Annotated in this window: 10 protein-coding genes; 4 read left to right on the top strand and 6 right to left on the bottom strand. The window is 68.0% G+C overall.

Features of this window, described 5'->3' with window-relative positions:
* Both AC1DQP_RS08595 and pnuC read left to right on the top strand, forming a co-directional pair.
* Window positions 1-1,611, top strand: a 1,611-nt coding sequence (locus tag AC1DQP_RS08595; protein WP_478051420.1) for a TonB-dependent siderophore receptor, incomplete at its 5' end; no start/stop codon positions are given.
* Window positions 1,608-2,189 (top strand): nicotinamide riboside transporter PnuC, encoded by a 582-nt coding sequence (gene pnuC, locus AC1DQP_RS08590; RefSeq protein ID WP_256775289.1) that lies wholly within the window; start codon window positions 1,608-1,610, stop codon window positions 2,187-2,189. The genes AC1DQP_RS08595 and pnuC, both read left to right, overlap by 4 nt.
* A 5-nt stretch (window positions 2,190-2,194) precedes the next feature.
* On the opposite strand, the gene AC1DQP_RS08585 is transcribed toward pnuC, so the two are convergent.
* A complete protein-coding gene (locus AC1DQP_RS08585; RefSeq protein WP_457318382.1) occupies window positions 2,195-3,415 on the bottom strand; it encodes an MFS transporter in 1,221 nt (406 codons plus the stop codon).
* Complete coding sequence (locus AC1DQP_RS08580) at window positions 3,412-4,440, bottom strand: alpha/beta hydrolase (protein WP_457318381.1); 1,029 nt, start codon at window positions 4,438-4,440, stop codon at window positions 3,412-3,414. The genes AC1DQP_RS08585 and AC1DQP_RS08580 overlap by 4 nt, the downstream gene beginning before the upstream one ends.
* Before the next feature lie 125 nt (window positions 4,441-4,565).
* On the opposite strand from AC1DQP_RS08580, the gene AC1DQP_RS08575 reads away from it, so the two are divergent.
* A complete protein-coding gene (locus AC1DQP_RS08575; RefSeq protein WP_478051419.1) occupies window positions 4,566-5,453 on the top strand; it encodes a LysR family transcriptional regulator in 888 nt (295 codons plus the stop codon).
* Window positions 5,454-5,490: 37 nt separating this feature from the next.
* Here AC1DQP_RS08575 and AC1DQP_RS08570 read toward each other — a convergent pair whose 3' ends face one another.
* From AC1DQP_RS08570 to AC1DQP_RS08560, 3 genes are read right to left on the bottom strand one after another with little or no spacing between them, the layout of a single operon-like run.
* Window positions 5,491-8,556: an efflux RND transporter permease subunit gene (locus tag AC1DQP_RS08570; RefSeq protein WP_478051418.1), complete on the bottom strand. Its 3,066-nt coding sequence runs from the start codon at window positions 8,554-8,556 to the stop codon at window positions 5,491-5,493.
* Complete coding sequence (locus AC1DQP_RS08565) at window positions 8,553-9,653, bottom strand: efflux RND transporter periplasmic adaptor subunit (protein WP_457318379.1); 1,101 nt, start codon at window positions 9,651-9,653, stop codon at window positions 8,553-8,555. Before AC1DQP_RS08565 ends, AC1DQP_RS08570 begins: the two co-directional genes overlap by 4 nt.
* A 47-nt stretch (window positions 9,654-9,700) precedes the next feature.
* Entirely contained in the window at window positions 9,701-10,333 is a 633-nt protein-coding gene (locus tag AC1DQP_RS08560; protein WP_457318378.1) for a TetR/AcrR family transcriptional regulator C-terminal domain-containing protein, read from the bottom strand.
* A gap of 149 nt (window positions 10,334-10,482) precedes the next feature.
* On the opposite strand from AC1DQP_RS08560, the gene AC1DQP_RS08555 reads away from it, so the two are divergent.
* The gene (locus AC1DQP_RS08555) at window positions 10,483-11,523 is read left to right on the top strand and encodes a hypothetical protein (RefSeq protein ID WP_457318377.1); all 1,041 of its coding nucleotides are present in this window, start codon (window positions 10,483-10,485) and stop codon (window positions 11,521-11,523) included.
* Between the two features lie 87 nt (window positions 11,524-11,610).
* On the opposite strand, the gene AC1DQP_RS08550 is transcribed toward AC1DQP_RS08555, so the two are convergent.
* Window positions 11,611-13,381, bottom strand: a 1,771-nt coding sequence (locus tag AC1DQP_RS08550) for an XVIPCD domain-containing protein (protein WP_478051417.1), incomplete at its 5' end; no start/stop codon positions are given.

Raw genomic sequence — 13,381 nt, 5'->3', positions numbered from 1 at the left:
GCGGTGGATGTCGGCCATTGGCTGACGCCGCGCTTCGGCGTGCGCCTGAACGCGGCGTGGGATGACAGCACGTCGTACATCGACCATGCCGACGGCCGCCRCAACTTCTATGCGCTGGCCACCGACTGGCTGATCAGCGACCGCAGCAGGCTCGAGGTGGATGCCAGCTACCAGACCAGCGCGCAGCGCTCGGCCTCCGGTTACCAGCTACTCGGCGCAACCACGCTGCCCCGCAGCGTGGACCGCACCCGCATGCTCGGCTACCAGCCGTGGCAGCAGCCGGTCGGCATCGACAGCACGAACCTTACTGCCCTGCATACCTTCCAGATCAACGCGCAGTGGCAGACACGCGTGTCGGCCAGCTACAGCCGTTCGGTGATCGATGACAACGTGGCCTTCGCCTACGGCTGCTATTACGCCGCGCAATGTGCCGACGGCAGTGTGCCGGGCAACTACTTCGCCCCCAATGGCGACTACGACATCTACGATTACCGCAGCCCTGACGACACCCGTCGCAACCTCGAGGGGCGCGCCGAGCTGCGCGGCAGCTTCGACACCGGGCGCGTGGGCCACGACCTCACCCTCGGCGTGGATCGTTTCGAACGCACGGTGGACAAGCGCCGCAACGTCAACGAGTACGTCGGCACCGCCAACATCAATGACACGCGCGTGCCGGTGTTCGCACCGTCGCCGCTGCAGCCCGGCCCGTCGGTCCGCCGCCTGGACAGCGCGCAGACCGCCGTGTTCGTGCTCGACCGGATGCAGGTGGGCAATGACTGGCAGTGGCTGGCCGGCGGTCGCTTCGTGCGCCTGGACGAGCGCGCCTTCGACAAGCGCGGCAATCCCGAGCGCCACAGCACGCTGTCGCGTTTCCTGCCGCAGACCGCACTGGTGTGGAAGGCCACCGATGCGGTGAACGTCTACGCCAGCTACGTGCGCGGCATTGCGCTCGGCCAGGAGGCGCCGTTCTGGACCTCCAACGACGGTGCGTACCTGGCGCCGGTGCTGTCGCGCCAGACCGAGGTGGGCGTCAAGTACGCCGCCACCGATGCGCTGACCCTGGGCGCAGCGGTGTTCCGTACCTCGCAGCCGTTCCAGTACGCCAGGCCCGACGGCAGCGATGCCGGCTACACCTTCGTCGCCGAGGGCCAGCAGACCCACACCGGGCTGGAGTTGACGGCCAACGGTCGCGTCGCCGAAGGGCTCGTGCTCACTGCCAGCGTCAGCGCGCTGCAGGCGCGCGCGCGCGATACCGGCACCGCGTTCTACGAAGGCCATCCGTTGGTCAACGTGCCCAAGGTGCGCGCCAGCGTGCATGCCGATTACGCGTTGCCTTTCGCCAATGGGCTGTCGGTCACCGGCGGCTGGCGTTATGCGTCGTCCAACGTGGCTACGGTCGATGGCGATGTGCGCGCACCGGGCTACCACGTGGTCGACCTCGGCCTGCGCTTCAAACATGACCTGCGCGCGCACCCGGTGACCTGGAACCTGTCGGTGGACAACGTGTTCGACCGCTTCTACTGGCGCGATACGGGCAGCAGTGCCGGTGATTACTACCTGTTCGCCGGTGCGCCGCGCCAGGCGCGCCTGTCGGTGACGTTCGGGCTATGAACGCCGCGGCGATCCTGGAGTGGTCGGCGGTCGTTGCCAGCCTGCTCGGCGTGTGGCTGATGGCACGCCGGCGGATGCTGGCATGGCCGGTCGGGCTGGTGGCGGTGGCACTGTATGGCGTGGTCTTCGCCGAGGCGAAACTCTACTCGGATACGCTGCTGCAGGTCGTGTTCGGTGGGTTCCTGCTGTACGGCTGGCTCAGCTGGCGCCGGCACGCACAGGAGGACGGCGCGATCGTGATTGCGCCGCTGGCACGCGCGCAGCTGCTGCGCGATCTGGGCATCGGCGTGGTGTTCGGCATCGCGCTCGGTGCGGTGATGCACACCTGGACCGGTGCCGCGCTGCCCTGGCTGGATGCGATGCTCGCCGCGCTCAGCCTGGTGGCGCAGTGGTGGCAGGCGCGCCGGCACATCGCCACGTGGTGGCTGTGGATTTTCGTGGACGTCGTCTACGTCGGCATGTACCTGGTCAAATCGCTGGACGTGACCGCCGGGCTTTACCTGGTGTTCGTCGGGTTGGCGGTGATGGGGCTGCGGGCATGGACGGCGGCGGGCGACCAGACCCGATCGGCTGCCTGATCGGGTCAGTGCTGCGCGACGCTGCCTCGTGCAGCGACCGCCGCCAGGCACGCGGCAGCCATCGACGCCAGTAGCAGGGCTGCGCTGGCCAGGAAGGTCGGACGGTGGCCGGCCTGGTCGAACAGAAGCCCGCCGACGGTGGCACCGACGGCAATCGCCAGTTGCACGACCGCCACCATCAGCCCGCCGGCCGCCTCGCCGTCCTCGGGGAGCGTGCGCGCCAGCCAGGTCCACCAGGCCACCGGCGCGGCGGTGCCAAGCAGTCCCCACAGGGCAAGCAACGCGGCGGTCGGGGCGAGGCCGCGGCCGGGGCCGGCCAGGACCCCGGCGAGCACGGCCATCAACAGTGGCAGCGCGATCAGCGTCACCTGCAGGCGACGCCGCGCGAACGGCTCGATCATGAAGGTACCGACCAGGCCGGCTGCCCCCATCAGCAGCAGCAGCAACGACAGCGTTCCCACCGGCACGCCGGTCTGGGTTTCCAGGTAGGGCCGCAGGTAGGTGAACAGCGAGAACTGGCCCATGAAGAACAGACTGGCCGCGAGCATGCCCCAGGCCACCGGCGGGCGCTTGAGCAGCACGAACACATTCCACGACGCGCGATGCCCATCGGCACGCATGGAAGGCAGTGCGAGGAACTTCCACACCAGCGCGATCAGCGCCACCGGCACCAGCGCCAGGAACGCCCCGCGCCAGCCAACCATCGCCCCGATCCAGCTGCCCAACGGCGCGGCGATCACCGTTGCCAGCGCATTGCCGCCATTGACGATGGCCAGTGCACGCGGCACCTGGTGGGCCGGCACCAGGCGCATCGCGGTGGCCGCCGACATCGCCCAGAACCCACCGATGGCCACGCCGACCAGCGCGCGGCCCAGCATGAATATCGGGTAGGTGGGCGCCAGGGCAGCCAGCGTGGCCGACAGCATCATCGCCAACGTCAGGCCCAGCAGCAGCCATTTGCGGTCCAGTCGACCGGCCAACGGCGACACCAGCAGGCTGGTGACCAGGGCGAACGCACCGGACACGCCGATGGCCCGACCTGCCTGGCCGTCACTGACATGCAGATCGCTTGCGATGGAGGTGAGCAGGCTGACCGGCATGAACTCCGAGGCCACCAGTGCGAAGGCGGCCAGCGACAACGCGAACACCGCCCCCCACTGCCGCGCGGTCGCCGCCGCGACGACGGGGGCGACCGCTGCCGTGTGACTGGATGCAGGGCCACTCACTGCAGGTTGGTCCGGAAGAACGCCGTCAAACGAGCGAACGGAATCCGTTCGACCCGATCGTACAGATCGACGTGGCCCGCATCGGGAACGATGAGCAACTCCTTGGGCTGGCCGGCAAGTTCGTAGGCCGCTTCACTGAACTCGCGCGAATGCGCCTGGCTGCCGGCGATGAACAGCATCGGCCGCGGCGAGATGGTCTCGATGTCGTTGAACGGGTAGAAGTTCATGAACTTCACGTTGCTGGTCAACGTCGGGTGGGTGGTGAGCTGCGGGGTCGTTCCCGCCGGCGTGAACTCACCGCGAGGGGTGCGATAAAAGTCGAAGAACTCACGCTCGATGGGCGAGGACGTTGCATCAATGTGGTGGACCGAGCCACTGGTGTAGCGGGTCGGGCCGCCGGCGAACTCCACGTCGCGCTGCTCGGCTGCCGCGGCGATCACCGCGCGCCGCTGCTGCAGCGTGACCGCGTGGCCCAAGCCATCGCGGTTGGCCGCGCCCATGTCATACATGCTCACCGTCGCCACGGCGCGGATGCGCGGGTCGATCTTGGCGGCACTGATCACGAAGCTGCCACTGCCACAGATGCCGAGCGCGCCGATCCGGTCCCTGTCGACGAAGGACTGGCTGCGCAGGTAATCCACTGCCGCGCTGAAGTCTTCGGCGTAGATGTCCGGTGAAACCGCATTGCGCGGCTCACCGCCGCTTTCGCCCCAGAACGACAGGTCGATGGCCAGGGTGACAAAGCCCTGCTCGGCCAGCTTGGTGGCATACAGCGTCGAGGACTGCTCCTTTACCGCGCCCATCGGGTGACCGACCACGAGCGCAGCATGCGGCGTGGTGCGGTCCATCCCGCGCGGCAGGAACAGGCTGCCGGTTACGCGCATCCCGTACTGGTTGTTGAACGTGACCTTCTGCACGGCCACGGCCGCGCTGGTATAGAAGTTGTCGGCTCCGTGGGACATGTCGGCTCCAGTGGCAAGCGGCGGGCTGGCCAGCAACGCGGCCAGCAGCAGAATCTTCTTCATCGGGGAACTCCGCGGATCGGCGATCTCGGTGGGGCATTGTCGGGGGCAGGCTTCCTCCCGATAAGACGTCCAATCACGGATGGGTCTATTACCCAGGCTTATCAATCGCCGTGGCACACTGCGGCATGGCCAGACGCACCCTCAACGACCTGCTCGCCTTCATCACTGTCGCGCGCGAAGGCAGCTTCACCCGTGCCGCCGGGGTACTGGGGGTGAGCCAGTCCGCGCTCAGCCAGGCAATCAAGCTGCTCGAAGAGCGCCTGCAGATCCGGCTGCTGACCCGGACCACGCGCAGCGTGTCGGTCACCGTGGCCGGCGAGCGGCTGCTGGCCGCGATTGGTCATCGCTTCGATGAGATCGAATCGGAGCTGGATGCGTTGACCGAACTGCGCGACAAGCCAGCCGGACGCGTGCGCCTGACCAGCGGCGACCATCCGCTGCGCACCCTGCTGCTGCCACGGCTGATGCCGCTGATGCACACCTACCCGGACGTGCGCATCGAGTTCGATGTCAGTTATGCACTGCGCGATATCGTGGCCGACCGCTTCGATGCCGGCATCCGGCTGGGCGAGAACATCGACAAGGACATGATCGCCGTGCCGATCGGTCCGGCCATCCGCATGGCGGCGGTGGCCACCCCGGCGTACTTCGAACAGCACGGTGTGCCCAAGGCGCCTTCGGACCTCACCCGACATCGCTGCATCAACATGCGCCTACCCACGTTGGGCGGGCTGTACGCGTGGGAGTTCGAGCGGCGTGGCCGCGAGATCAAGGTGCGCGTGGACGGCCAGCTGACCTTCAACTCCTCCCCGCACATGGTGCTGGCCGCGCTGGACGGGCTGGGCATCGCGTTCCTGCCGGAGGAGGAATTCGCGCCGCACCTGCAGGACGGTCGGCTGYAGCGCGTGCTTGCCGACTGGTGTCCGCCGTTCCCCGGCTACCATCTCTACTACCCGAGCCGTCGCCAGCACTCCCCTGCATTCGCACTGGTGGTCGAGGCACTGCGCGGGTAAGCGAGCGGCGCGCCACAGGCCGTGCCTGTCGCTCGCCTCACGCCACCGGATGCGCCGGGCGACGATGGAACTTGCGCGACAGCCAGTTGCCCAGGTCATCCACCACGGTGAAGGCCGCCGGAATCACGATCAGGCTGAGCAGCGTGGAGGTGATCAGGCCACCGATCACCGCAATGGCCATCGGTGCACGGAAGCTGGAGTCGCCGGCAAACCCCAACGCGATCGGCATCATGCCCGCGCCCATCGCCAGGGTGGTCATGATGATCGRCTGCGCGCGTTTGCGGCAGGCATCGATCAGCGCATCGTGCTGGCTCATGCCGTGTTCGTCCTCGGCCATCACCGCGTAATCCACCAGCAGGATGGAGTTCTTGGTGGCGATGCCGATCAGCATCAACAGGCCGATGAGCGCCGGCAGCGAGAGCATGTTCTGGGTGATCAGCAACGCGCCGAATGCACCACCGGCACACAGCGGCACCGCGGCGAGGATGGTGATCGGCATCAGCGCGTGGTTGAACAGCAGCAACAGCACCATGTAGATGCAGATCAACCCGGCCGCCATCGCCAGCATGAAACCGATGAACAGTTCGACGAAGACTTCGGCATCGCCGGTGTTGAGGAAGGTCACGCCCGGCGGCAGCTGCTTGACGCTCGGCAGTGCCTGTACTTCGGTCATCACATCGCCCAACGGGCGACCGTTGAGTTCGGCGGTAAGGGTGACGTTGCGCTGGCGCTGGTAGCGCGAGATCTGCGAGGGACCACTGCCCTGCCGGATGTCGGCCACGGCCGCCAGCGGCACCGGGCCGTAGCGGCCGGGCACGCGCAGCTGGCTGATCAGGCCCGGGTTGGCCAGCGTGGCTTCGGCGAAGCCGACCCGGATCGGCACCTGGCGATCGGGCAGGTTGAGCTTGGCCAGGCGCTGCTCGTAATCGCCGGCGGTGGCGATGCGCGCCGCTTCGGCGATGTCGGCCGTGGCCACGCCCAAGTCGGCAGCGCGCGCGGCATTGGGCACGATCTGGATTTCCGGGCGCAGCAGCGACGCCGTCGAGGTGACGCTACCCAGGCCCTGGATGCCGCGCAGATCGCGCTCCAGCGCGGTGGAGGCGTCCTGCAGGCGTTGCGGGTCGTCACCGGAGAGCACCAGCTGCAGCAGGTTGCCCGGCTCGGAACTGACGTAGCTCACGCGCACGCCGGGCAGGTCGGCCAGGCGCTTGCGTGCCTCGCGTTCGAGCACGCGCTGGTCGCGCTCCCGCGTATCGGTGGTGCCCCAGTCGAGCACCAGCGTGGCCTTGCGCGGTTCACCGACACCGGTCGCGCCGGGGTCGCCCAGGTCGAGCACGCTGCCGACGGCGGTGTAGACCTGCTTGAGTTCGGGAATGTCCTTGAGCAGTGCGCGTGCGTGCTCGGCCACGGCCACGGTCTCCTGCAGGCGCGTGCCCGGCGGCAGCTCGAGGTTGAGGTTGCTGCGTCCCAGGTCGGACTGCGGGATGAAGGTGGCCGGGATGAACGGCACCAGCGCCAGCGAGGCCACGAACAGACCGGTGGCCACCCACAGCGTGCGGCCACGATGGTGCAGCGCGGCGTCCACCCAGCCCAGGTACCAGGTCATCAGCCGGGATTCCGGCTTTTCCTCGCCATGCGGCTTGAGCAGGTAGGCGGCCATCATCGGCGTGAGCAGGCGGGCGACCAGCAGCGAGAACAACACTGCGGTGGCCGCGGTCCAGCCGAACTCGCGGAAGAACTTGCCGGCGATGCCGGGCATGAACGCCACCGGCACGAACACCGCCGCCAGCGTCAGCGAGGTGGCGATCACCGCGTTGCCGATCTCGCCGGCCGCTTCGCGCGCGGCCTCCAGCGGTGGCTTGCCCATGCGCAGGTGGCGCACGATGTTCTCGATCTCCACGATCGCATCGTCCACCAGGATGCCGACCACCACCGACAGCGCCAGCAGCGTGATGATGTTGAGGGTGAAGCCGAAGAAGTACATCACCGCGAAGGTCGGGATGATCGACAGCGGCAGCGCCAGCGCGGACACCCAGGTCGCGCGCCAGTCGCGCAGGAACAACCACACCACCAGCAGTGCCAGCAGCGCGCCCTCCCAGAGCATGGTCATCGACGAATCGTAGGAGCGGTGGGTCTCATCGATGGCGGTGGTGACCAGGCGGAAGTCGATACCGGGGTGCTCGGCCTTGATCTTGTCCAGTGCGTCATGCACACCGGCTTCCACCTTGACCTCGCTGGAGCCGCGCGTGCGCGACATCGAGAACGCCACCACGCCCTTGCCGTCCAGCAGCGCGGCCTCGGTCGGATCGGCGGCGGCGTCGGTCACGGTGGCCAGCGTGGACAGCCGTACCGCACGCCCGTCCGGCAGCGCGATGGAGTAGTCGCGCAGCGCCTGCGCGTCACCGACGGTGCCCAGCGTGCGGATGGTCTGCTGCGCGCCCTCGACCTCGGTCTTGCCACCGGCACGCTCGACCTGGATGCGGGCCAGCTGCTGGGACACGTCGCCGGCGGTGATGCCCATGGCGATCAGCGCGTTGGGGTCCAGGTCCACCCGCACCTGGCGCTGCACGCCGCCGACGCGGGTGACCCGCGCAACCCCGGGTACGCCATACATGGCGCGCGAAATGTCGCGGTCGACGAACCAGCTGGCCTCATCGGTGGTCATGTGCGGAGCGACCAGCGCGTAGGTCATCRGCGAACCGCCGATATCGACCTTGGAGATCACCGGCTCCTGGATGTCCTGCGGCAGATCGGTGCGGATGCGGGTGACTGCATCGCGCGTGTCGTCCAGCGCGGTGGCCAGGTCGGCCTCGAGCTGGAACTCGATGGTGGTGGTGCTGACGCCTTCGGTGACCGAGGACATCACGCGCTTGACGTTGTTGACCGTCGCCACCGAGTCCTCGACCTTGCGGGTGACCTCGGCCTCCAGCTGGCTCGGCGATGCCCCCGGCTGGGTGACGGTCACGGTGGTCATCGGGAAGGCGATGTCGGGGAAGCGCGCCACCGGCAGCTGATGGAAACCCCACAGGCCGGCCACGCACAGCACGAAGAAGATCAGCAGCGCAGGGAGCGGGCGTTTGATCGCCCAGGCAGAGATGTTCATCGCGCGGCTGCCTTGGTCGCGGTCACCACGCGCACGCGGTCGCCCTCACCGAGGAAGCCGGCGCCGTCCACCACGACCTGGTCGCCGGCCTTGAGCCCGTCCAGGATCGCGGTGCGKCCCTGCACGGCCTGGCCGGTGCCGACGCGGTGGCGCGTCGCCTGCTGTTTGTCGTTCACGGTGAACACGTAGTTGTGGCCGTCGCGCTGCACGATCGCCGCCGTCGGAATGGTCAGCACCGGGCCGTCGCCGGTGACGATGCGACCGTCCACGAAGATGCCCTGCTTGAGCGGGCCGGGCGCGGGCAGGTCGGCGTAGATGGTGCCGGTACGGGTCTGCCCATCAACACCCGGCGTCACCGCCCGGATGCGACCGCTGACCACCTGGCCTGCGTACTGCAGCTCGACGGTGTTGCCAACGGCCACATCGGCCAGCTGGTTTTCCGGCAGCTCCGCGCGCCACTCCAGGCGACCATCGCGGATCAGGCGCAGCAGTTCCGTGCCGGCGGATACCACCTGACCCGGCTGCACCAGGCGCTTGGAAATCAGGCCGTCGGCCGGTGCGCGCAGGTCGGCGAAATCGCGGCGCAGTTTGGCCGCGTCGCGCGCGGCACGTGCGGTGGAGGTCTGCGCTTCGGCATTGATGCGTGAGGCGCGCAACTCATCCAGGCTGCTGGCGCTGATCAACTGCTGCGCGGCGAGCTTGGCGCTGCGCTCGTAATTCATGCGCGCCAGTTCCTGCGAAGCCTGCGCCTGCCGCAGCGAGGCATCGGCCTGCGCCAGCTCGCTGTCCAGGGTGCGGTGGTCCACCTGCAGCAGCACCTGCCCCTGCTTGACCCACTGGCCCACGTCCACCGGCAATGCGGTCACGCGCTGGCCGCTGATCTCCACGCCCAGCTGCATTTCTTCGTAGGCGGTGACCGGCCCGGAGACCAGCACCGTGCGCGCCATGGTCTGCTGCTGCGCCGGTGCCAGCGATACCGGCAGTGCCGAACTGGCGGCCGTTGCATCGGCGGTGGCCTTGTCGTCCTTGCCGCCGCACGCGGTAAGCAGCGCGGCAACCAGGATCAGGGAGAAACGTCGGAAGTGGGTTGCACGCATCGAGAGGCTTTCCGGGTCGGAACAGCGGGGAAATTGAGAGGACGGAATCAGGCGTCGTGGGACAGGCGCAGTGCGATGCCATCCAGCATCAGGCCCAGCCCCTGTTCGAAGCGCGTGTCGAAATCGACCTCGCTCCACACATCACGGGCAAGCCAGCAATGCGGAAAACGTTGCTCGGCCAGCGCCATGAACGCCTCGCCCAGCGCCTCCATGCTGCCGTCGCCAGGCCACGACTGTTCTTCGATGACAAAGCCCATCGTGTAATACACCAGGTCCATCGAGGTGGTCGCGGCAAAGCGCGCCGGCGCACCGGCGCCGACCAGGGCGGCGATGCTGGCCTCGCCCACCCGCAGCACGTTCTCGGTGGCCAGGAAAGTGCCGGCGTAGACACGCGCACCATCGCGCCGCGCCTTGAACGCCCGCCGGAACTCGCGCGCGATCTGCAGCAGGCTGTCCCGCCACGGCTGACCGGCCGGCATCTCACGGGCGACGTCGCCGATCATGGCGTCGGCCATGGCATCGATCAGCGCCTGCTTGCTCTTGAAGTGCCAGTACAGCGAAGGCGCGCGGATGCCCAGCGAACAGGCCACCTTGCGCAGGGTAATGCCCTCCAGGCCGGCCTCGTCGAGGATCCGGAAGGCCGCCTCGACGATGTTTTCGCGCGCGATCGGTTGACGCACTGTCGGACCTGCCTAACGGTGTTAGGGGGCGAATCTAACAGCGTTAGGGATAGGGGCGCAAGATCCATCCGCGCTCAAGATCCCTTTCCCACGGCCGCTACTCCCTGCCAGACGGCGCATGAGGCGCCTGGACCGACACGGAGATCCCCATGACCCCTCGCCTCGCGCTGCTCGCGCTTTGGTTGGCGCCCGCACTCCCGGCCCTGGCCGAGGATGCCCCCACCCCTGCGGTGACCACGCCCAACCTCCAGCAACCGCCGCGCATCCGCCTGTTCGGCAGCAATCTGGTGAACCTGTCGCTGTATACCGCCGCCATCGGCACCTCGGACAAGGGCGAGCTGGTCAGGGTGGAAGGCAAGTCGGCCCACAGCATCACCCCGGTGGGCGCGCTGTTCTCCATGGCCCGCAAGAACGAGAACGTGGCCATCGGCATGCCCGCCTCGTTCGCCACGCGCACCTTGAACGAGAACACCGGCTTCGGTGCCAAGCCGTTCTACCGCGAGGTGGCGCTGGTACCGGGCCAACGGATCTCGGTCACGGCCAACTTCCAGGGCTACAACCGCCGCTGCGTTCCCGTCGCGGCGAGCGCCGGGCAATCGCGCGATGCGCTGCGCTTCGCGCCGGGCCCGTCGCTGTCCTTCACCGCCGAGCCGGGCACCGACTACGAAGTCTCCTTCGGCACCGACGGCCAGGGCTGCGGCATCACCGCGCGGCAACTGCTGGCAGACGGCGGTTCCACCCCGCTGCGCAGCGAACGCCAGCGGCAGCGCTCGCCGCAGACCGGCAAGGTCGAGGGCGCGCACCTCTACACGTTCCTGTTTCGGCCCGGCAGCGTGTATTACCGGGTGACCGGCGAGTCGGCCAATCTGGAACTCCAGGCCGACGACGACGCGAACGCCGACGCGTTCGAAACCGCCATGCGTGAGATTGCCGCACGCCCGGGCACGCAGCTGTGCATCGTCGCCCCCGGCTTCGACTACAAGAGCCCGCTGATCGACCGGCTCAACCGCGTCGTGGACGAACAGAGCAAGGACTTCCCGGCGATCGTGGAACCGATCGACAGCATGCGCACCGTGCAGCAGACCGAGGACCACGTGCCGACCACGTTCATGGCCGCGGTGGAGTACTGCCAGGTGGCCGCGCTGGTGGCATTCCCGGGCAAGGTGCCGGAAGCGTCCGCCGGCCGCTGAGGACGCCTGGACTGGGGCATGGCTGGCAGCGCGGATTGCGCATGGAAATGGGTCTTACACCGTGGTGGGTTTGGTCGAACATCGGCGTCACGCCATTCTCGGCCCTTGCCGCGTCTGCTCCTCCTGCTGCTGGTCCTGGGTCTGCGCTTGCGCCACTTCCTGCACACGATCCTGTTGCTGCGACGCCCGGCTCTGGTTGGCCGCCGCATACTGCTGCTCGGGCGCGGCCGCCAACGCCTCCTGCGTCGGCATATGCGCCCGGTTTGCCGCCGGGTCCGGCGACGCACCTGGCCCGGAACGCATCACGAACAGGGTGCTGCCGGCGGTGCGTGTTTCGGTCGCTTCACTCAACGCCATGTCGACCCTGTCGCCGGGCTCGAACCCGGCTTCGGCCGCAATCCGGTAAGCGCTCGCCAGCAGGCGATCACTGCTGCTGTCCCACGGCTTGTTGTGCCTTTCATCCAGCCTGACCACAGAGGAGCGCAACTGCTCCACCAAGCCGGCGTCTTCCGGGCGCGGGGCCATGCCGTGGCGGCGATCAACGTCAACCTTGTCCTGCGTGGCAGGCGCAGTGCCGTGCGGCACAGGTGCGCTCGGTGCGGGCGCAGGCGTACCGGGGACAGTGGGCATCACGTTGGCCGGTGGCTGCGCCTGCTGAGCAGCTGCGCGGCGGGCCTGTGCCTGTGCAATCTCTTCCTGGGTGGTTACGGATTTGATCTCCATCGGCTCGTCATCCTTGCCGGCCAGGGCAACCAACGAACCATCCTTCTCCACCTGCAGGTAGTACGGCATGCGCTCGAGCATGTCGCGTGCGTGGTCCTGGGTCACCGCGTCCACGGCGGCGTCAATCTCTTCGGGCGTGCGGGCAATGCCGGCGGCCCGGTAGCCCGACATCACCTGGCCGCGCAGGCCCAACTCGGTGGGGGTGGGATTGTCGCGGGCAATCTGGGCCATGGTGAAGAGGTCTTGCACGCCCGCCTCCTGGCTCTGGCGAGTGCGGTTCAGCTCTTCCTGCAGGTTTCCTTCAGCGGTGTTGGTGCCGTAGAGCGTGCCGGGGGTTGTCCACTGGCCATCGCCGCCCAGCGTGTAGGGGTGGCCGTCCGAGGCCATCAACGGCAGCGGCTGGGTCTGGGCGTTGGTGATCACCTCCGGTATGGGTTCAATGTTGGCGAAGTCGCGCCAGCCGTATTGCTCATACGCTACCTGGTAGCGGGCGGTGAGTGCTTCGGGCGTGTTGGCGGCGTTCTGGGCAGTGATGCGCAGTGAGTCCACCTCCAGCTGCACCGACTGTTCCGGGCTTACCGCCACCGTGCGGTCGACCGGAATGCGCCCATCAATCACCTCATGGATGGAGAGATGCCATTCGCCATTCTGCGGGTTGCGCACGTAGTGCCGGCTGGTTTCAAACGGCTCCGGCGGCGGGGTACGTCCCCCACTGGCATCGATGCGGAATGGATCTCTTGGCGCGGGCAGGTTGGCCAGGCCCAGCGAATAGGCATCGTTGGCCGATTTGTAGTTCAGCTCGTCCACCAGCCGCCCGCCGGCGACCATCCGCGATTCGCGGAAGCCACCTTCGGGCGTGGGCGCAATCACCGTGCGGGCCCAAGGGCTATCGGGCTTTTCCGGGTCACGGCTCCATTCGTTGCCACTGCGGTCCACCTGGGTGTAGACGGTCTTCTTGTCTTCCTGCTGCGCCCAGTGCTCCCCTGCGAACCCACCGACCACGCCGCCCACCAGGCCGGTTACCAGGGCACCTGGGCCGGTCTCCGAGCCGGCAATCAACCCGTACACAAAGCCCGCGCCGACGCCACCGGCAATGCCGCCGGTGGTACGTCCCACGAAGTGGGTGGTAGCCGAG

The organism is Stenotrophomonas sp. P5_A8, assembly GCF_056400545.1.
The sequence above is the reverse complement of the archived record's forward strand: the minus strand, read 5'-3'. Positions and strand labels throughout refer to the sequence as shown.

Coding starts and splice junctions, on each gene's coding strand:
- pnuC (WP_256775289.1), top strand. CDS start 1,608: ATGAACGCCGCGGCGATCCTGGAGTGGTCGGCGGTCGTTGCCAGCCTG.
- AC1DQP_RS08580 (WP_457318381.1), bottom strand. CDS start 4,440: ATGAAGAAGATTCTGCTGCTGGCCGCGTTGCTGGCCAGCCCGCCGCTT.
- AC1DQP_RS08555 (WP_457318377.1), top strand. CDS start 10,483: ATGACCCCTCGCCTCGCGCTGCTCGCGCTTTGGTTGGCGCCCGCACTC.